The organism is Allobosea sp. NPDC055332 (assembly GCF_053645455.1).
In genome coordinates this window covers 1,539,964-1,559,295 of the sequence record NZ_JBSHMO010000001.1, presented here as the reverse complement: position 1 = coordinate 1,559,295, position 19,332 = coordinate 1,539,964, and the positions used below count along the sequence as shown (strand labels likewise).

The window sequence follows — 19,332 nt, the reverse complement described above, 5'->3', positions numbered from 1 at the left end:
GATGGCGGCGCAGGACCTCTCCGTCTTCGTGCGCCATCGCGACGATGGCATTGCTAGCATGGAGCTGGCGGTCGACGGGATACGCTGCGCCGGCTGCATGCAGGCGATCGAGGGCGGTCTCGCCCGCGAGCCGGCGATTTTGGGCGCCCGCGTCAACCTCGCGCTGAAGCGCGTCTCGGTCGAATGGCGCGAGGCGCTGCTGCGGCCCGAAGCGGTGGTCGAGAGGCTCGCCGCGCTCGGCTTCAAGGCCTATCCCTTTGCGCCCGAGCGGCAGGAGGACGGGGCGGCGGCCGAGGAGCGCTATCTGCTGCGCGCGCTCGGCGTCGCCGGCTTCGCCTCGATGAACATCATGCTGCTCTCGGTCGCGGTCTGGTCCGGCAACAGCGGCGACATCGACCCGACGACACGCGACTTCTTCCACTGGCTCTCCGCCCTGATCGCGCTGCCGACGGCGGCCTATGCCGGAAGGCCCTTCTTCGAGAGCGCGCTCAGGGCGCTGAAGGCGGGCGCCGTCAACATGGACGTGCCGATCACCATCGGCGTCGTGCTGGCGCTGGTCATGTCGGTCGCCGAGACCTGGAACCATGGTCGCCACGCCTATTTCGACGGCGTGGTCATGCTGCTCTTCTTCCTGCTGATCGGGCGCTATCTCGACCATCTGATGCGGCGGCGCACCCGCGATCTCGCCGGCAATCTCGCGGCGCTCAAGGCCGAGACCGCGACGAAGCTCGCCGCCGATGGCAGCGCGACGGTGATGCCGATCGCCGCGATCGCGCCCGGCGACCTCGTGCTGGTGCGGCCCGGCGAGCGCGTCTCGGTCGACGGCATCGTCGAGACCGGCCGCTCCGAGCTCGACCAGAGCCTCGTCACCGGCGAGACTGCCCCGGTCGCCATTGGGCAGGGCGAGCGCGTCCATGCCGGCACGCTAAACCTGACCGGCGCGCTGACCGTGCGGGTCGAGGCGGCCGGGCAGGGCACGCTGCTCGACGAGATCGACCGGCTGATGGACCAGGCCGTCGGCAACCGCTCGCGCTATGTCCGCCTCTCCGACCGGGCCGCGCGGCTCTACGCCCCGGTGGTGCATACGCTGGCGGCCTCGACCTTCCTCGGCTGGCTGGCCTTCGGCCTGTCCTGGCCCGAAGCGCTGATGATCGCGGTCACCGTGCTGATTATCACCTGCCCCTGCGCGCTTGGCCTCGCCATCCCGGCCGTGCAGGTCGTCGCGGCCTCCGCCCTGTTCAGGCGCAAGATCATGCTGAAGGAGGGCGATGCGCTGGAGCGCCTTGCCGAGGCCGACATCGCCGTCTTCGACAAGACCGGCACGCTGACGCTGCCCGAGCCGGAAATCCTCAACCCGCAGGCGCTCCCGGCCGAGCGACGGGTCGAGATCGGCGCTTTGGCGGCGGCGAGCGGGCATCCTCTGGCGCAGGCGCTGGCAAGGGCGCTTGGTATTTCGCGTGCGGCGGAGGACGTGCACGAGGAGCGCGGACAGGGCCTCTCCGTGGGGGAGGGAGATGACGAGCGCCGTCTCGGCAGCGTCGCCTTCTGCCGGGCAGAGGCGGAAGCGACCATGGTCGCGGCGCTGCATCCCGGCGCCTCGCTGATCGCCTATCGCCATGGCTCCTTCCGCACTGTGCTGGCGCTGGGGCAGGCGCTGCGCCCGCAGGCGCGCGAGACGATCGCCGCGCTGCGCAAGGCCGGGCTAGAGGTCGCGATCCTCTCCGGCGACCGCTTCGAGGCGGTTGAGCCGATCGCCGCGGAGCTCGGCGTCGCCGAACTGCATGCGGGCCTGATGCCGGGCGACAAGCTCGCTCTGCTCGATCAGATGGCGGCCGACGGCCGCAAGGTGCTGATGGTCGGCGACGGGCTCAACGACGCGCTGGCGCTGGCGGGCGCGCATGTCTCGCTCTCGCCGGTCAGCGCCACGCATCTGGCGCAGGCGGCGGCCGACATCGTCTTCCTCGGCGAGAGCCTGGCGCCGGCTGCGGCTGCGCTCACGATTGCCCGCAAGGCGCGCCGGCTGATGCTGCAGAACCTGTATTTTGCCGTGCTCTACAATGCAGTCGCGGTGCCGATCGCCATCGCCGGGCTGGCGACGCCTTTGGTCGCCGCCGTCGCCATGTCGGGCTCCTCGCTGGTGGTGACGCTCAACGCGCTGCGTGCGCGGAGCAATGAGGAGGCGCGGGCATGAACATCATCGTGATCCTGTTCCCTTTGGCGCTCGGCCTAGGCTTGTTGGGGCTTGGAGCCTTCTTCTGGTGCATGCGCAGCGGCCAATATGCCGATCTCGACGGCGCGGCCTGGAGGGTGCTGCAGGATGATGACGCGGAGAGGGGGCGAGGCAGCGAAGGACCCTAGGCCGAACGCCTGAGTTCGAGGCCGGCGATGAAGCTCTCCAGGCCATAGTCGAAGGCGGCGTCCGCCCCGTCGTGCTCGACCTCCAGGAAGAGGTTCTGCAGGAATGGTGACAGACCGGAGGAGTCCGGTTCTGCATCGTCCCGCTCTGCGCAATCTGCCGCCGCGGCCTGCTCTTCGATGACGGCGCCGACCACGTAGTGGCTGACCGCGGACAGGGCGCGGGTGGCATCCTTCGGGGTGAAGCCGGCCGCGCATAGAAGGCGGATCTGCGCCTCGACCGCGCCTGATTGCGGAGCGCTCGGCCGGGTCCCGGCATGGATGCGCGCGCCATCGCGATAGGCGAGCAGGGCCTTGCGGAAGCTCCGGGCATTTTCCCCCAGGAACACGCGCCAATCCTCGCCGGCCTTCGGCATGGAGCGCATATGGTTCTCGGCCAGCATGGCCTCAGCCAATGCATCGAGCAACGCGCGCTTGTTGGGGAAGTGCCAGTAGAGAGCGGGCTGCTGGACGTTGAGGCGTTCGGCGAGCCTGCGCGTGGTGAGGCCATCGGCCCCGACTTCGTTCAGCAGGTCGAGCGCTGCGCGAATGACGATTGCCCGGTCCAGTTTTGCCATCGCTACCCCTCGCCGCCTCTTGACAATTTATCGGTGATAAATTTTTTTGTCCATGAACTTATCGTTGATAAATTTCCTGGCACCCGCATTCCGAAGTCTCGTCATGAACAAGCCACTCATCGCTGCCCTCGTCGTCGTGACCCTGGATGCCATGGGCGTCGGCCTTGTGATGCCGGTGCTGCCGGCATTGCTGCGCGAACATGTGCAGCCCGGAGAGGTCGCCGGGCACTATGGCGTCCTGCTGTCGCTTTATGCGCTGATGCAGGTCTGTTTCGCGCCGGTGCTGGGGCGGCTGTCGGATCGTCTCGGGCGCCGGCCCGTGCTGCTTGCGTCGTTGTTCGGCTCTGCCGTGGATTATGCGATCATGGCCGCAGCTCCGTTTCTCTGGGTGCTCTATCTCGGCCGGCTCGTCTCCGGGATCACGGGCGCGACGGGGGCTGTCGCCGGTGCAGTCATCGCCGACATGGTGAAGGGAGACGAGCGCGCCCGCTGGTTCGGTTTCATGAGCGCCTGCTTCGGTGTTGGCATCATTGCCGGGCCAGCGATTGGTGGCCTGTTGGGCGGGGTCGTCGCCCATGCCCCTTTCATCATGGCGGCATTTCTCAACGGCGCTGCGTTCCTGCTCGCCTGTTTTTTCCTGGCCGAGACCCGGCGCGTCAGGGGGGAGGCGGCAGAGGTGGGAGGTCTCGGGCTGCTGGCTGGGCTTCGTCAGAGCGGTGCGCTGCGCAGCTTCGCTCCGCTCTTCTACGTCTTCTTCGTCATCCAGCTGATCGGCCAGGTGCCCGGGGCCCTCTGGGTGATCTATGGCGAAGATCGTTTCCAGTGGGATACGGCGACGGTCGGTCTGTCGCTTGCCGCGTTCGGCGCAGTGCACGCCCTGGTCCAGGCCTTCGTCACCGGGCGCTTGTCGAACCGGCTGGGCGAGCGGCTCACCCTGCTCCTCGGCATCGCGGCCGACGGGGCGGGCTTCGTCCTGCTGGGGTTAGCGACGCAAGGGTGGATGGTCTGGCCGATCCTCGCCCTGCTCGCCAGCGGCGGGGTCGGCATGCCGGCCTTGCAGGCGATGCTGTCGCGGGCGGCCGGCGATGATCAGCAGGGCGCGCTGCAGGGCCTGCTCGCCAGCCTGACCAACCTGACCTCGGTCATCGGCCCGCTCGGCTTCACGATGCTCTACGCAGCGACATCGGGACTCTGGAGCGGCTCTGTCTGGCTCGTCGGCGCGGCGCTCTATCTGGCCTGTCTGCCAGCCCTGCGAGGGTCGGCGCCGACCTTGCGATCACAGCCTGTGGAACGTTGACGCAAGCCGCCCTGAGAGCGACTTCATTGCCCGGAAGACATCAGGAAAATTGGATGGTAGCGGGAGAGGGACTCGAACCCCCGACACGCGGATTATGATTCCGCTGCTCTAACCAGCTGAGCTACCCCGCCCCGATGGCGACGCGCCGTGAACGGCGGTCAATCGCGACGGCGCGGATATAGGGGGCGCCGGGTATCGGCGTCAAGCCTTGATGGCGCCGATCAGCTCAGCTTCCGCAGCCTGACCACCTTGAAATAGCCCTGGCCGACATGGACGGTCTCGTAGCGCCCGGTCGCGGCGGCCCAGTCGGTCAGGCGCGAGACCTTGAAATCGCTGCTCCAGCCGATCGCCCTGGCCAGCGGCGCGACCGCCTTCCAGAACGGCGCGGCAAAGCCGCCATCATCGACGAGGCGGCTGGAGATCACGATCTCGCCGCCGGGACGCAGCACCCGGTCCATCTCGGCGAGCGCCTGCTCGGGATCGGGTACCAGGGTGATGACGAACTGGGCGGTGACCGCGTCGAAGGAGCGATCTGCGAAGCCGAGCCGGCAGGCGTCCATCACCATCAGGCCGCGGACATGGGTCAGGCCCTGGCTCAGCACCTTGGTCCGGGCGACGCGCAGCATGTCGAGCGAGAGGTCGGCGCCGACAACCTGCTTGTCGCGCTCGAAATAGGGCAGGGTCAGGCCAGTGCCGACGCCGATCTCGAGGATGTCGTGGCCGCTGGCGCAGGCCGCCGCCACCGCCTCGCGCTGGGCGCGGGCGAGCAGACCCTGATAGATCCGGTCGTAGAATTTCGCCCAGACCGCGTAGACGCGCTTTTGCGCGTCGAGACCGTTCGTCGTCGTCATGTGGTGGCGTAGGCGGGCTCGGGCTGCGGCGCCGGGCGGGGCGCCCGGTTGGCCATGATGACGCCGCCGCCGAGCACGCGGGCTCCGCTGCCGGCATGGTCGTAGATCACGCAGGCCTGGCCGGGCGAGACGCCTTCCTCGCCCTGCGCCAACAGGACATGGACGCCCTTGTCGTCGGCGAGCAGGCGCGCGGGACGTGGGGCGCGGGTGGAGCGGACGCGGACCGCGACCTCGACGCCTTCGGGCGGCAGTTCGGCCAAAGCGATGTCGCCGATCCAGTTGAGATCGCGCAGATCGACGCGGCTGACGCTCAGTGCCTCGCGCGGGCCGACGATGACGCGGGCGTTCTCGGCGTCGAGCGCGATGACATAGAGCGGCTCGGCGCCGCTGATGCCGAGGCCCTTGCGCTGGCCGACCGTGTAGCGCAGCACGCCCTCGTGCTCGCCGAGCACGCGGCCGTCGAGATGGACGATGGCGCCCGGGCGGGCGGCACCCGGCTTCAGGCGCTCGATCACCTCGGCATAGCGGCCGTTCGGCACGAAGCAGATGTCCTGGCTGTCGGGCTTGTCGGCGATGGCGAGGCCGAATTCGGCGGCGAGCGCCCGGGTCTGGGCCTTGTCGAGACCGCCGAGCGGGAAGCGCAGCAGATCGAGCTGTTCCTGCGTCGTCGCATAGAGGAAATAGCTCTGGTCGCGGCTCTCGTCGGCGGCGCGGAACAGGCCGCGATGGCCGGCGCCGAGATCGCGGCTGGCGACATAATGGCCGGTGGCGAGCGCATCGGCCCCGAGCTCGCGGGCGAGGCCGAGCAGGTCGCGGAACTTCACGGTGCGATTGCACTCGACGCAGGGGATCGGCGTCTCGCCGGCGAGGTAGCTCTCGGCGAAGCGCTCGATCACGGCGTCGCGGAAGCGGCTCTCATAGTCGAGCACGTAATGCGGGATGCCGATCGCCTCGGCGACGCGGCGGGCATCGTGAATGTCCTGGCCGGCGCAGCAGGCGCCGGCGCGGTGCACGGCTTCGCCATGGTCGTAGAGCTGCAGCGTGACGCCGACGACGTCGTAGCCCTGGCGCTTCAGCAGCGCCGCCACCACCGAGGAATCGACACCGCCCGACATGGCCGCGACGACGCGCGTCGCCGCAGGCGGCTTGGCGATGTCGAGGGAGTTGAGGGAAACGGTCATATGGGTTCCGGGCGGGTTCGGGCGCGGGGCGTCCGAGGATTTGGGCGCTCTATAGCGGTTTTGACAGATGCCGGCCAGCACAAGGCCGGCAAATCCTGCCGGGTCCAGGAGCCCGCACAAGCGATTCCTGCCGGGTGAAGGGGGATCTCGATTCCCACAAGGTGCTGAATCAGAACGATTTTCCGGTTGGCTTGGCTCTTGCTCGGTAAGCCGCGGCCACATCGTCACGGTTTTGTTCCGGAGAGTATCCCATGTCCGCCGCGCCGGTCTCGCGTTCGTCCGCGCTGCCCGAGATCCCGCTCCCGAGCCGCCGCAGCCCCGAGCGGAGCGAGCCCGAGCAGGCCTTCGCCCTGCCGCCGGAGCCTGTGGAGCGGCCGCGCCCGCGTCTGGACGATGATCGTAGCGCCCGCGACAGCGCGCCGCCGCGCGATGAGCCCAAATCGGATGACGGTGCTCGCAGGACGACTGCGGCCGACAATAAGTCGCCAAGCCGCACTGATGATACCGCCAAGGGCCGGAAGGCGGGTGCCGCCGAGTCGTCCGACCAGGCGACGACAGAGCCTGCGACAGACGAGGCATCGACGAAGGATGCTGCGGCTGTCGAGGGCAAGAAGGCCGAGCCGGCCGCCGGCGAGAAGCCGGTGAAGGGCAAGGCGAGCGAGGAGAACAAGGCGGCGCTGGCCGCCGCGCTCGACGGAATGCCGGTGATCGGCGAAGGCAAGCCGGAGATACCGGCCGTTCCGGTCGCCACGCCGCAACCCGTGCCGGCTCCTCCTGTCGCGGCCGAGTTCCTCGCGCTCGCGGCTCTGACGCTCCAGGGCGGTGAGCCGGCCAAGCCGGACGGTGCTGCTACGCCAGAGGGCAAGCCGGAAGGCCAGGCGATTGCGGCGAGCACTGTTGCGAGCGCTGCCGCGCAGGCGGCGGCGACCGGTGTCGTCGTCCCGGTTCCGGCAGCGTTGGTGAAGGTCGAGGCCCAGGCCAATGCGAGTGGCGAAGCCGCCATGGCCGGTGCCAAAGCCGGCGTGACCGCGCAACTTCCGGCAGCCGGTGTCGTGACCAAGGCGGAAACCAAGCTCGGCGAGGGCCGGCAGGGCGACGCCAAGGCAGCCGAAGGTCAGGCGGCGCCGAAGGATGGATCAGAGGCCGGCAAGACGACGGCGGCCACCGCAGGCGGCGAGACCAAGCTCGCCGAGACGAGCCATGCAGCTCAGCCTGCACAGGCGGGCGCCAAGGACGATGCCACCCCGGCTGTCGGCACCCAGCAGGCGAACACCCCCTTGAGCCCGCAGGCGATCCTCGCTGCCGGGCCGCAAAACCTGATCGCACCACAGGCGCCCCTGACCGAGCTCGACGCCGCCGCGCAGGCCACGGCCCACGCCCAGGCCGAAGCCGCCCACAGGACGCTTTCGGGCGAGACCGGGCGGGCGACGCCGCTGCATGTCGTGCCGGTCGAGATCGGCGCTCAGGCGCTCGCCGGCAACAAGCGCTTCGACATCAGGCTCGATCCGGCCGAGCTCGGGCGGATCGATGTCCGCCTGGAGATCTCCGACAAGGGCGAGGTCAGCGCCAAGCTGACGGTCGACCGGGTCGAGACACTGCATATGCTCCAGCGCGATGCACGCACGCTCGAGCGCGCCTTCGAGCAGGCGGGGCTGAAGCCCTCCGAGGGCGGCATCGACATGAGTCTGCGCGATTCCAGCGACCAGCAGGCGGGCGCTCGCCAACAGCGCCAAGATGACGAGACGCCGCGCGGTCGCCGCGCCTGGGTCCAGGCCTCCGACGACAGCGCGCTCGTCACCGAAGTCGCGAGCCTGCCACGCAATGCCAGCCGCCTCGGCGGCGTCGATCTCAGTATCTGAAGGAGGGACAGGCAATGGCCGTTTCCAACACTGGCACCTGGAGCCCCCAGCAGATCGCGGCTGCGCAGAAGAACGCTGGGACCGGCAGCGGCACCTCGATCGCCAATAATTTCGATCAGTTCCTCACGTTGCTGACGACGCAGCTCAGGAACCAGAACCCGCTCGACCCGCTCGACACCAACCAGTTCACCCAGCAGCTGGTGCAGTTCGCGGGGGTGGAGCAGCAGCTCAAGCAGAACGAGACGCTGACCGCGTTGCTAGGCGTCAGCAAGGCGACGACGGGTGCGAGCGCGATCGGCTTCGTCGGGCAGACCGTTACGGCCGATGGCGCGGCAACGCAGCTCAAGGACGGCAAGGCCGAGTGGAAGCTCAACGCCTCCAAGGGCGGCACCGGCACGATCACGATCAAGGATTCGAGTGGCAAGGTGGTCTACAGCGGCACGAAGGCGCTGACGGCCGGCGACCAGACCTATAGCTGGGACGGCAAGACCTCGACGGGAGCGACGGCGCCCGAGGGGGAATACACCATCACGATCGACGGCAAGGACGTGTCCGGCGCGGCGATCACGGTCAAGACCGAGATCACCGGCAAGGTCGACGGCATCGACTTCTCCACGACCGTGCCGACGCTGCTGATCGGCGCGATCAAGGTTCCGCTCGATCGGGTCAAGTCGGTGAAGAGCACCTCCTGACAGGATGCGCCATGCCCCATGCCGAAAGCCTGTGCGATTGCTTTAGGCAAAATTTAAGCCCGTCAGGATTAGGCTTCTGGGCAGTAGGTCTGTTGAGTTGTGTGAGAGTACCATGACCGAGCCGCTGCGACCGCGCGTCAAATATGTCATCGGGCCCGACGGGAGCCCGCTGACGATCGCCGATCTGCCGCCGATGAACACGCGCCGCTGGGTGATCCGGCGCAAGGCCGAGGTTGTCGCCGCCGTGCGCGGCGGCCTGCTCAGCCTCGAGGAGGCCTGCCAGCGCTACACGCTGACGGTCGACGAATTCCTGAGCTGGCAATCTTCGATCGACCAGCACGGCCTTGCCGGGCTGCGCACCACCCGTATCCAGCACTATCGTCAGTAAGCCTTTCCGGCAGCTGCAAAAATTTAAAGGGGGCGTCGGTCGAATGGCCGGCGCCTTTCGCATTTGGCTGTGTGTCGTCCAGCCGAACTGTCCCGTTTCTCAACAGCCGTTAACCGGGCGCTAACCATGCACCGGGAAAAACTTGCCTAGTGGTGTGTCTGCGCGTTGGTCTCGCGGGCACCTGGCGACGGAAAAACGGCGTGAACGGGCTAGTCGAACAGTTCCGGAGATTCGGCGCGGCGCGGCTGGCGGCGATGCTGGCGGTGACGCTGGCGCTGATCGGCTTCTTCGCCTTCGTCATGCTGCGCATGTCGCAGCCGGCGCTGGGCGTGCTCTTCGCCGACCTGTCGAGCCAGGACGTCAGCGCCATCACCAAGGATCTCGATACCCGTGGGATCAAATACGAACTGCGCGGCGACGGCCAGACCATCCTGGCGCCGCGCGCCGATGTGCCGAAGCTCAGGCTCGAACTCGCCGGCAAGGGCATCCCGTCCGGCGGCGGCGTCGGCTACGAGATCTTCGACAAGGGCGACGCCTTCTCCTCGACCAGCTTCGTCCAGAACATCAACCATCTGCGTGCGCTCGAAGGCGAGCTCTCGCGCACCATCCGTTCGATCAGCCGCGTCCAGGCGGCCCGCGTCCATCTCGTCATTCCCGAGCGGCGCCTGTTCGAGCGCGACCGCGAGCCGCCGCGCGCCTCGATAGCGCTCAAGCTCGCCGGCGATCTCGACAACGCCCAGGTCCGAGCGATCCGCCATCTCGTTTCCTCCGCCGTCGACGGTTTGAAGCCCGAGCGCGTTTCGATCGTCGATGAGCGCGGCCGGCTCCTCGCCGATGGCGCGCAGGGCGAGCAGGGTATGATCGGCGTCGCTCTCGACGAGCGCCAGGGCGTGATCGAGCGGCGGATCAAGGCGCAGGTCGATGACATCGTCGCCAGCATCGTCGGCCCGGGCCGCGCCCGCGTGCAGGTTTCGGCCCTGCTCGACTCGAACCGGGTCGAGAGCCGCTCTGAGACCTTCGATCCCGAGAGCAAGGTCATCCGTTCGAGCCAGAACCGGACGGAAGCCTCGGCCACCAGCGAACAGCGCGAGGGTGTCACTGTCGGCAATGAGTTGCCGGGCGCGCAGCAGAACCAGCAACAGCAGGCCGCGCAGCGCGACACCAACTCGAAGAACGAAGAGGTCGTCAACTACGAGATCTCGCGCACCACGCGGACCGAGGTGCAGGAGGGTGGGCGCGTCCGCAAGCTGTCCGTCGCTGTGCTGGTCGACGGCGTCTACAGCCGGCAAGGCAACGAAACGAACTATCAGCCGCGCTCGCAGGAAGAGCTGGAGCGCATTGGTCAGCTGGTGCGGACGGCGATCGGCTTCGACCGCCAGCGCGGCGACCAGGTCGAGGTCGTCAATCTGCGCTTTGCCGAGGCGCCGCAGGCGCCGACGGACTTGAGCGAGCAGACCCTGATGCAGCAGCTCCTCTCCTTCACCAGGGAGGACATGGTCCGTTTCGCCGAGATGGGCGTGATCGCGCTGCTCGTCCTGATCGTGCTGATGGTCGTGGTGCGCCCGCTGCTCAAGCAGGTGCTCGCGCCGGATCGTGAGCTCCGCGCCATTCCGAGCTTCATGCGCAACGGCGTCATGGTCGTCGATCAGGGCACGGGCGATCCGTCGACCTTCTCTTCGGCCTCCGGCGGCGCGGGCTCCGGCGCCGGGGGAGAGCCAGGCCAGATCGATGTCGAGGCGCCGTCCGAGCGGATGCTCGCGATCGCGCAGATCAAGGGCCAGCTCAAGGCGCAGTCGGTCGAGAAGATCGGCGCCATGGTCGCGCAAAACCCGGCGGATTCCGTCGCGGTGCTGCGCGGCTGGATCCACGAGAAAGCACCAGCGTGACGGGAGCCTGAACCATGGCCGCGACACGCTCCATCGCAACCCGCAGCGGAAGCGCCGACTCCGACAGCGACTCCGCGAGCTATAACGACGGCCCGACGACGCTCGACAGCATGACCGGGCCTCAGCGCGCCGCGGTCATCCTGCTCATCCTCGGCGAAGAGCACGGCCGGGTGATCTGGCAGGAATTCGACGACGAAGAGATCCGCATCATCACCCGTGCCATGGCGGAGCTCGGCACGGTCGATTCCGACCAGGTCGAGAAGCTGATGCTCGATTTCGTGGGCAGGCTGTCGAGCGCCGGTGCGATCACCGGCTCGTTCGACCGGACGATCTCGTTGCTGGAGAAGATCCTGCCGACCGATCAGGTCGCGCTGATCATGGAAGAGATCCGCGGCCCGGCCGGCCGCAACATGTGGCAGAAGCTCGGCAATATCGACGCGGTCGTGCTCGCCAACTTCCTGAAGAACGAATACCCGCAGACGATCGCCGTCATCCTGTCGCGCATCCGCCCCGATCACTCGGCCAGCGTGCTGCGCAACCTGCCGAACGAGCTTTCGATCGAGGTCGTCGGCCGGATGCTGCGCATGGAATCGGTGCAGAAGGAGGCACTCGACCATATCGAGAACACGCTGCGCACCGAATTCGTCTCGACTCTGACGCAGACGCGCCGGCGCGACCCGCACGAGATGATGGCGGAGATCTTCAACGGTTTCGACCGCCAGACCGAGGTGCGCTTCCTCGCGGCTCTCGACGCCACCAACCAGGAATCGGCCGAGCGCATCCGCGCCCTGATGTTTACCTTCGAGGATCTCGGCAAGCTCGACTCGGGCGCGTTGCAGACCATGATGCGCCAGGTCGACAAGGACACGTTGGCGCGCGCCCTCAAGGGCGCGAACGAAGAGATGCGCGCCTTCTTCCTCGGGGCGATGTCGCAGCGCGCCGCCAAGAACCTGCAGGACGACATGCAGGGCATCGGCCCGCTGCGCCTCAAGGAGGTCGACGAGGCGCAGATGAAGATGGTGACCTTGGCCAAGGATCTCGCCGAGAAGGGCGAGATCATCATTTCCAAGGGCAATTCCGAAGACGAGCTGGTGTACTGACATGGCAGCCGCCAAGAAATTCATGTTCGCCACCGACTTCAGCGGCAATGGCAGCAAGGCGGTCGACGAGGCGGCGCTCGAGGCCGCCAAGGCAGATGCCTTCCGCAGCGGCTACGATCAGGCTCGGCGCGAGGCCGACCAGCAATTGGGCGCCTTGCTTGCGCAATTGGTGCGCCATGGCGAGCAGCTCCTGGCGCAGCAGGACGAGCGGCTGGCGCGGATCGAGGCTCAGGCCGCGCAGCTCGCTGTCGCGACCGCGCGCAGCCTTGCTGGCGCGGCCCTGGCCGACAAGCCGCTGGCGCAACTGCTCGCCGCGGCGCGCGAATGCCTGGCCCACGCCCGCCATGCGCCGCATCTGGCGATCCGGGTGCATGAAAGCCTGGTCGAGACCGTCGAAGGCAAGCTCTCCGGGCTCGCCCGCGAGACCGGCTTCGCCGGCCGGATCGTCGTGCTCGGCGAGCCCGACATCGCCATCGGCGACGGTCGGCTGGAATGGGCCGATGGCGGCATCGCGATCGAAAGTGCAGTGCTCGACGAAGCGGTCGACAAGGCAGTCAGGGCCGTCTTCGGCCCGGCAGCGGGGTAAGACAGATGCCAAACGAAAACGATCTCAACCTGCCGCCGCTCAGCCCGGCCGATCTCTCCTTCGACCATAATGCCGCGGACTCGGTGGCGCGCTCGGGGCCGGTCCCGGTCAAGACGGCGGAGGACCTCGAACAGGTCTTCGACGTGCCGGTCACGGTCTCGGCCGTGCTGGGCTCGTCGCGGATCGCGGTCGGGGATCTGCTGCGGGTCACGCCGGGCACGGTGCTGGAGCTCGACCGGCGCGTCGGCGAAGCCATCGACATCTTCGTCAATGAGCGCCTGGTGGCGCGCGGCGAGGTCGTGGTGGTCGAGGAGCGCCTCGGCGTGACCATGACGGAAATCATCAAGACCGACCGGTGACGAACCGGCCGGAGCGACTGCATCTTTCAAGAAAGGCCTGAGCCATGCGCCTCATCATTGTCGGCAGCCTCAAGGGCCAGCTCATCACCGCCGCCAAGATCGCGGTATCGCAAGGCGCCGCCGTCACCCATGCCGAAAGCGTCGAGCAGGCGCTGGCGGTGCTCCGCGCCAAGGGCGGCGACCTGCTGATGGTCGATGTCGAGCAGCCGATCGCCAAGCTGGTCGCGGCGCTTGATATCGAGCGTATTCGTACCCCGCTCGTCGCCTGCGGCACCTCGACCGACGCCCGTGCCGCTGTCGCTGCGATCCAGGCCGGCGCGCGCGAATATGTGCCGCTGCCGCCCGATCCCGAGCTGATCGCCGCCGTGCTCGCCGCCGTCGCGGGCGACAAGGCGAGCCTGATCTGGCGCGATCCGGCGATGGAGCGCGTCGTTCAGCTCGCCAACCAGATCGCACGCTCGGATGCGCCGGTGCTGGTTACCGGCGAGAGTGGCACCGGCAAGGAGATGATCGCGCAACATCTGCACCAGAAGTCGCTGCGCAAGGACAAGCCGTTCGTCGCGGTGAACTGCGCCGCCATCCCCGACAACCTGCTCGAATCCGAACTGTTCGGCCATGAGAAGGGCGCCTTCACCGGAGCGGTCGCCCGGCGCATCGGCAAGTTCGAGGAGGCGAATGGCGGCACGCTGCTGCTCGACGAAATCTCCGAGATGGATGTGCGCCTGCAGGCCAAGCTGCTGCGGGCACTGCAGGAGCGGATGATCGACCGGGTCGGCGGCACCCAGGCCGTCAAGGTCGACATTCGCGTGATCGCGACCTCGAACCGCAATCTGGCGGACGCGGTGCGCGAGGGCTCTTTCCGCGAGGACCTGTTCTACCGGCTGAACGTCGTGCATCTGCGCCTGCCGGCGCTGCGCGAGCGGCCGGGCGACATCCTGGCGCTGGCCGATCATTTTGCCAAGAAATACGCCGAGCTGAACGGGATGCCGCTGCGGCCGATCGCAGCCGAGGCGCGCAAGCTCCTGCTCGGCAACGGCTGGCGCGGCAACGTCCGCGAGCTCGAGAACACCGTGCATCGTGCGGTGCTGCTGGCGCAGGGCGTCGAGATCGGCACCGAGGCGATGCTGACGCCGGAAGGCGAAACGCTCGGTCCGGCAAGCGGTCGCGACGTGGCCTCGCGGGCGGCACAGACGGCGGAGGCGGTGACGCGCGGTCTGGTCGGCCGGACCGTCGCCGATGTCGAGCGCGACCTCATCCTCGACACGCTCGACCATTGTCTCGGCAACCGGACTCATGCCGCCAAGATCCTGGGCATCTCGATCCGGACGCTGCGCAACAAGCTCAGCGAATACGTCGCCGCCGGCGTGCCGGTCGCGGAGCCGGGCCAGGCGCGAACGACGTCTCTCTGACTCTTGGTGAGCGTTGAAAAGAAGAGGGCCGGAGCATGTGCTCCGGCCCGTCAGCGGCCGCTCAGTAGTAGTAACGGCGGCGGTAGTAGTAGCGCCGCGGGCGGTAATAGTAGCGCGGGCGATAGTAGTGGCGCCGGTAGTAGCGCGGCCTGCGGTAATAATAGTACTGGCTGAAGTCGGCGTCCGTCTTGTCGATGCCTTCCTTCAGCTCCTCCGGCAGCTCTTCCGGCTTCTTGGTCGGGAGCGGGGCGAGCTTGGGCTGCGCCGCCTCAGAGGCGGCGATGCCGCCGACGCTGGCAACGGCGAGACCGCCGAACAGCGCCATTACGAATGAACGTCGATCCATGTCATGCCTCCAGTTGGTTCGATCCGGGCGCCGCGTTCCCACGAGGCCACTCTATTCCCCTTCTTGCCCATTCGTCACGTTGGCGATGTGACGATGGTTCACAAAAAGGGCCGACGGCGCGGGAGTCCGGCCGTTAGCTGGTTGTGACGGTTTGAGACGCAATCGCCGCTCAGGTATCCGCCGAATCCTCATATCGCTCTCAGCGGCTTGCTGACGTCTTCGAGCGAGCGTCGCTCCGCTTTCACCGCAAAGCGCCAGGCGATCAGGCCGGCGGCGATCATCAGCACCGCGCCGAACAGATAGCCGCCGAACACGCTCATGCGCGAGCCGGTATCGATCAGCGCGCCGAACAGCCAGGGGCCGGCGACGCCGCCGAGCCCTGTACCGAGCGAATAGAACACGGCGATCGCCAGCGCCCTGATCTCGAGCGGGTAGGTCTCGCTCACGGTCAGATACGCCGAGCTCGCCGCGGCGGATGCGAAGAAGAAGACGATGCTCCAGCAGATGGTGAGCTGGTTGGCGGAGACCAGCTCGCGGGCGAAGAGGTAGCCGGTTCCGACGAGCAGGACACCGGAGAGGATATAGGTCGCGGCGATCATCGGGCGCCGGCCGAGCGTGTCGAAGAGCCGCCCGATCAGGACCGGACCGAGGAAATTGCCGGCAGCGAAGGGCAGGATGAACCAGCCGATCAGATTGGACGGAACGGCGTAGAAGTCGGTCAGGATCAGGGCGTAGGTGAAGAAGATCGCGTTGTAGAAGAAGGCCTGCGATGTCATCAGCGCCAGCGCCACCAGCGTGCGCGGCCGATGCGTGACGAAGAGCGTATGGGCGACCTCGCTCATCGGTGTGGTCGGGCGCGGGCGCAAAGTGAGCGTCGGCAGCGCCGCGGCGGGCTGCGGCGGCGAGAACGATTCGATATGGGCGACGATGCGCTCGGCCTCGGCGATACGGCCATGGCTCATCAGCCAGCGCGGGCTTTCCGGGATCCATTGCCGCAGGATCATGATGATCAGGCCGAGCACGGCGCCGATGAAAAAGGCGAGGCGCCAGCCCAGATTCGGGGCCACAATGGTGGTATCGAGCAGGACGATGGCGGCGACGCCGCCGATCGCGGCACCGACCCAGAAGGAGCCGTTGATGACGAGGTCGGTCCAGCCGCGCACGCGCGCCGGCACGAGTTCCTGGATGGTCGAGTTGATCGCGGTGTATTCGCCGCCGATGCCCATCCCGGTCAGGAACCGGAAGAGCAGGAAGCTCCACAGGTTCCAGGAAAACGCGGTAGCAGCCGTTGCGGTGAGATAGACCAGCACGGTGATGGTGAAGAGCTTCTTGCGGCCGAGCCGGTCGGTGAGCCAGCCGAAGAAGACGGCACCGATGACTGCGCCTGAGAGGTAGGCGGCGCCTGCCATGCCGACCTCGGTATTGGTGAACCGCAGGGTCGGGCTTTCCTTGAGGGCGCCGGAGACGGCCCCGGCGAGTGTGACTTCGAGCCCGTCGAGAATCCAGGTGACGCCGAGCGCGACGACGACGAGCGTATGGAAGCGCGACCAGGGCAGGCGGTCGAGCCTGGCCGGGATATCGGTGACGATCTCGCCGGAGTTCTCGTGTCCCTCGTTCAAGAGGCTTTCCCTTCGACAGACGGTCTTGGCGCCGCTTCAAAGGCGACGGGCGGCTGGGTGCCGCCCGTCGATAGGTTCCGCTCTCAGCGATAGATTACGCGCTGACGGACCACGACACGCCGCGGGCGACGTACGACAGTGGTGCGCCGGACGACGACCGGGCGGCGATAGGCCGGACGGACAACGGTGGTGCGGCGCACGACGACAGGCCGGCGGTAGGCCGGGCGGACGACGGTGGTCCGGCGGACTACGGTCTGGCTGAAGTCGGCATCGGCCTGGTCGAGGCCGGCCTTCAATGCCGGGGCCAGATCCTCCGGGCCCGGCAGGGGGGCAGCGGGAGCTGAGGCTGCAGCTTGCGCAATGCCCATGCCGCCGAGGCTGGCGGCGGCAAGGCCACCGAAAAGGCTCAGCACGAACGAACGTCTATCCAAGATTTCCTCCAAAGGCTCCGGCCAAGCGGCCGCTGTCGTCGACCCGCTGGAAGTTGGGCGGCCGAATGCGGCCAGAAGGCGGCCATTCGATAACAGCCTGTTCAGAGAAAGGTTCCAGACGGGATTTTTTCCGCCTTCCTAACCACTCGTTAACCATGCGCTCGGCAAGAATTGCCGGGTGCGACTGCCGCCCGTGGAGGGTCGGCGCGTGGGAGCGGCTGTTCGATGAGCGATGTGACGGCGGGCAGCGGCGGGGGCATGGCGATGCCGTCGCGCGGCCAGATGGGCGCGCTGCTCAACCGGCCGGACCTGTTCCTCGCCATCGGCGTGATGGGCATCCTCGTGGTGCTGATCTTCCCGCTGCCGGCGATGCTGCTCGATATGCTGCTGGCGCTCTCGATCATCCTGTCGGTGCTCGTCCTGATGACGGCGCTGTTCATCGAGGAGCCGCTGGAGTTCTCGGCCTTCCCGACCGTGCTCCTGATCGTGACGATGCTGCGGCTCGCGCTGAACCTCGCCTCGACGCGCCTCATCCTCGCCCATGGCCATGAGGGCACCGCCGCTGCCGGCCACGTCATCGAGGCCTTCGGCAATTTCGTGATGAGCGGCAATTTCGTGATCGGGGTGATCGTCTTCACCATCCTGATCATCGTGAACTTCGTCGTCATCACCAAGGGTTCGGGCCGTATCGCGGAAGTCGCGGCGCGTTTTGCCCTCGACGCCTTGCCGGGCAAGCAGATGGCGATCGACGCCGATCTCTCGGCCGGACTGATCGACCAGGAGGTCGCCAAGGTCAGGCGCAAGGCGCTGGAGGACGAGGCCAACTTCTTCGGCTCGATGGATGGCGCCTCCAAATTCGTGCGCGGCGATGCGATCGCCGGCCTGCTGATCACCTTCATCAACGTGATCGGCGGCATCATCATCGGCGTCGCGCAGCAGGGCATGAGCTTCGGCGCCGCGGCGCACAGCTACACGCTGCTGACCGTCGGCGACGGTCTCGTCAGCCAGATCCCGGCGTTGATCGTCTCGACCGCGGCGGGCTTGCTCGTCTCGAAATCGGGCGTGCGCGGCGCTGCCGACAAGGCGCTCGGCAAGCAGCTCTCGGGCTATCCCAAGGCGCTCGGCATGTCGGCGGCGGTGATGCTGCTGATCGCGCTCCTGCCGGGCATCCCGATGCTGCCCTTTCTCGCCCTTGCCGCCGGCTCGGGCTGGCTGGCGCGGCATTTCGGCCGGCTCGCCAAGGCTCGCGAGGCGGAAGCGGCGACGCAGGGGCCGCAGGGAGCGTCGCCGGTCGCGGCCGACGGCACGCCGAAGGAGGAGACGCTCAACGACCTGCTCAAGCTCGACGAGCTCAAGATCGAGATCGGCTACGGCCTGCTGCCGCTGGTCAATGCGCCGGGTGGCGCCGACCGGCTGACCGACCAGGTCAGGGCACTTCGGCGCCAGCTCGCTGCCGAGCTCGGCTTCGTCATGCCGGCGGTGCGCATCGTCGACAACGTCCAGCTCGAGGCCAACCACTACTTCATCAAGATCAAGGAGATCGATGCCGGCCACGGCATGGTCTATCCCGGCCAGTACATGGCAATGGACCCGATGGGCGGCAGCGTGACGCTGCCCGGCCACAACGTGCTGGAGCCGACCTTCGGCCTGCCGGCGACCTGGATCGACGGGGCGCTGCAGGACGAGGCGCAATTGCGCGGCTATACCGTGGTCGATGCGGCCACAGTGATCTCGACCCATCTCACCGAGGTGCTGAAGTCGCACATGCCGGAGCTGCTCTCGCATGGCGAGGTGCAGAAGCTGCTGCGCGAACTGCCGAAGGACCATGCCGACCTGGTCAAGGAGATCGTGCCGCAGCAGATCTCGACCACCGGCATCCAGCGCGTGCTGCAGCTCCTGCTCTCCGAGCGCATCTCGATCCGCGATCTCGGCACCATCGTCGAGGGCATCGCCGAGGTTGCCGGCAGCGTCCGGAATCCGCGCGACATCGCCGAGCACGTCCGCGTCCGGCTCGCCCGCCAGATCTGCGCCCAGTTCTCCAACCAGCACGGGCAATTGCCGATCATCACGCTGTCGCCGGCCTGGGAGAGCGTCTTCGCCGAATCGATCGTCGGTCAGGGCGAGGACCGGCATCTGGCCATGCAGCCCTCGCGGCTGCAGGACTTCGTCCATCAGGTGCGCGACAAGTTCGAAGAGGCAGCGCGCCTCGGCGAGATGCCGGCGCTGGTCACCTCCGGCATGGCGCGGCCCTTCGTGCGCCAGATCATCGAGCGCTTCCGCCGCGAGACGCCGGTGCTCTCGCAGAGCGAGATCCACCCGCGGGCGAAGCTCAGGACGGTGGGGAGCGTGTGATGGG

The 19,332-nt window shown here is 67.6% G+C and carries 18 protein-coding genes and 1 tRNA gene; 12 read left to right on the top strand and 7 right to left on the bottom strand.

The window, feature by feature from the left end:
- The first annotated feature begins 1 nt into the window (after position 1).
- Together ACWIGM_RS07985 and ccoS are read left to right on the top strand one after the other, a co-directional pair.
- Positions 2-2,191, top strand: coding sequence for a heavy metal translocating P-type ATPase (locus tag ACWIGM_RS07985; RefSeq protein ID WP_454025351.1), 2,190 nt, complete (start codon positions 2-4; stop codon positions 2,189-2,191).
- Positions 2,188-2,358, top strand: coding sequence for a cbb3-type cytochrome oxidase assembly protein CcoS (gene ccoS / locus ACWIGM_RS07980; RefSeq protein WP_454025350.1), 171 nt, complete (start codon positions 2,188-2,190; stop codon positions 2,356-2,358). The genes ACWIGM_RS07985 and ccoS overlap by 4 nt, the downstream gene beginning before the upstream one ends.
- On the opposite strand, the gene tetR is transcribed toward ccoS, so the two are convergent.
- Positions 2,355-2,972 (bottom strand): tetracycline resistance transcriptional repressor TetR, encoded by a 618-nt coding sequence (gene tetR, locus ACWIGM_RS07975; protein ID WP_454025349.1) that lies wholly within the window; start codon positions 2,970-2,972, stop codon positions 2,355-2,357. The genes ccoS and tetR overlap by 4 nt on opposite strands.
- Positions 2,973-3,075: 103 nt before the next feature.
- Here tetR and tet point away from each other — a divergent pair, with 103 nt between their 5' ends.
- Positions 3,076-4,269, top strand: a complete 1,194-nt coding sequence (gene tet, locus ACWIGM_RS07970) for a Tet(A)/Tet(B)/Tet(C) family tetracycline efflux MFS transporter (RefSeq protein ID WP_454025348.1) — start codon at positions 3,076-3,078, stop codon at positions 4,267-4,269.
- A 54-nt stretch (positions 4,270-4,323) separates the two neighbouring features.
- Here tet and ACWIGM_RS07965 read toward each other — a convergent pair.
- From ACWIGM_RS07965 to mnmA, 3 genes are all read right to left on the bottom strand, one after another.
- Positions 4,324-4,400, bottom strand: a tRNA-Met gene (locus tag ACWIGM_RS07965).
- 90 nt (positions 4,401-4,490) lie between these two features.
- Positions 4,491-5,120: a class I SAM-dependent methyltransferase gene (locus ACWIGM_RS07960; RefSeq protein WP_454025347.1), complete on the bottom strand. Its 630-nt coding sequence runs from the start codon at positions 5,118-5,120 to the stop codon at positions 4,491-4,493.
- Positions 5,117-6,301 (bottom strand): tRNA 2-thiouridine(34) synthase MnmA, encoded by a 1,185-nt coding sequence (gene mnmA, locus ACWIGM_RS07955; protein WP_454025346.1) that lies wholly within the window; start codon positions 6,299-6,301, stop codon positions 5,117-5,119. The genes ACWIGM_RS07960 and mnmA overlap by 4 nt, the downstream gene beginning before the upstream one ends.
- Positions 6,302-6,552: 251 nt before the next feature.
- Between mnmA and ACWIGM_RS07950 the strand changes: the two genes are divergently transcribed.
- The 8 genes from ACWIGM_RS07950 to flbD all read left to right on the top strand — a co-directional run bounded on the left by ACWIGM_RS07950 (position 6,553) and on the right by flbD (position 14,580).
- The gene (locus ACWIGM_RS07950; protein WP_454025345.1) at positions 6,553-8,160 is read left to right on the top strand and encodes a flagellar hook-length control protein FliK; all 1,608 of its coding nucleotides are present in this window, start codon (positions 6,553-6,555) and stop codon (positions 8,158-8,160) included.
- A 14-nt stretch (positions 8,161-8,174) separates the two neighbouring features.
- The gene (locus ACWIGM_RS07945) at positions 8,175-8,852 is read left to right on the top strand and encodes a flagellar hook assembly protein FlgD (RefSeq protein ID WP_454025344.1); all 678 of its coding nucleotides are present in this window, start codon (positions 8,175-8,177) and stop codon (positions 8,850-8,852) included.
- A 112-nt stretch (positions 8,853-8,964) separates the two neighbouring features.
- Positions 8,965-9,240 carry a CtrA inhibitor SciP gene (sciP, locus tag ACWIGM_RS07940; protein WP_057191455.1) on the top strand — a complete coding sequence of 92 codons (276 nt, stop codon included), beginning with the start codon at positions 8,965-8,967 and terminating at the stop codon, positions 9,238-9,240.
- Positions 9,241-9,440: 200 nt separating this feature from the next.
- Positions 9,441-11,126 (top strand): flagellar basal-body MS-ring/collar protein FliF, encoded by a 1,686-nt coding sequence (gene fliF / locus ACWIGM_RS07935; RefSeq protein WP_454025343.1) that lies wholly within the window; start codon positions 9,441-9,443, stop codon positions 11,124-11,126.
- A gap of 110 nt (positions 11,127-11,236) precedes the next feature.
- Positions 11,237-12,226, top strand: coding sequence for a flagellar motor switch protein FliG (gene fliG / locus ACWIGM_RS07930; RefSeq protein ID WP_454025472.1), 990 nt, complete (start codon positions 11,237-11,239; stop codon positions 12,224-12,226).
- A gap of 1 nt (position 12,227) precedes the next feature.
- Entirely contained in the window at positions 12,228-12,812 is a 585-nt protein-coding gene (locus ACWIGM_RS07925; RefSeq protein WP_454025342.1) for a FliH/SctL family protein, read from the top strand.
- A 5-nt stretch (positions 12,813-12,817) separates the two neighbouring features.
- Positions 12,818-13,171: a flagellar motor switch protein FliN gene (gene fliN, locus ACWIGM_RS07920; RefSeq protein WP_454025341.1), complete on the top strand. Its 354-nt coding sequence runs from the start codon at positions 12,818-12,820 to the stop codon at positions 13,169-13,171.
- A 44-nt stretch (positions 13,172-13,215) separates the two neighbouring features.
- The gene (gene flbD / locus ACWIGM_RS07915) at positions 13,216-14,580 is read left to right on the top strand and encodes a sigma-54-dependent transcriptional regulator FlbD (protein WP_454025340.1); all 1,365 of its coding nucleotides are present in this window, start codon (positions 13,216-13,218) and stop codon (positions 14,578-14,580) included.
- Positions 14,581-14,641: 61 nt separating this feature from the next.
- Here the strand turns inward: flbD and ACWIGM_RS07910 are convergent, their stop codons facing one another.
- The 3 genes from ACWIGM_RS07910 to ACWIGM_RS07900 form a co-directional block, all read right to left on the bottom strand.
- Positions 14,642-14,926 (bottom strand): hypothetical protein, encoded by a 285-nt coding sequence (locus ACWIGM_RS07910; RefSeq protein ID WP_454025339.1) that lies wholly within the window; start codon positions 14,924-14,926, stop codon positions 14,642-14,644.
- 188 nt (positions 14,927-15,114) lie between these two features.
- Positions 15,115-16,545: an MFS transporter gene (locus ACWIGM_RS07905; RefSeq protein ID WP_454025338.1), complete on the bottom strand. Its 1,431-nt coding sequence runs from the start codon at positions 16,543-16,545 to the stop codon at positions 15,115-15,117.
- An 83-nt stretch (positions 16,546-16,628) separates the two neighbouring features.
- Complete coding sequence (locus ACWIGM_RS07900; protein ID WP_454025337.1) at positions 16,629-16,976, bottom strand: hypothetical protein; 348 nt, start codon at positions 16,974-16,976, stop codon at positions 16,629-16,631.
- Positions 16,977-17,201: 225 nt separating this feature from the next.
- Between ACWIGM_RS07900 and flhA the strand changes: the two genes are divergently transcribed.
- Positions 17,202-19,328 carry a flagellar biosynthesis protein FlhA gene (flhA, locus tag ACWIGM_RS07895; RefSeq protein ID WP_454025336.1) on the top strand — a complete coding sequence of 709 codons (2,127 nt, stop codon included), beginning with the start codon at positions 17,202-17,204 and terminating at the stop codon, positions 19,326-19,328.
- Positions 19,329-19,332: the final 4 nt, after the last annotated feature.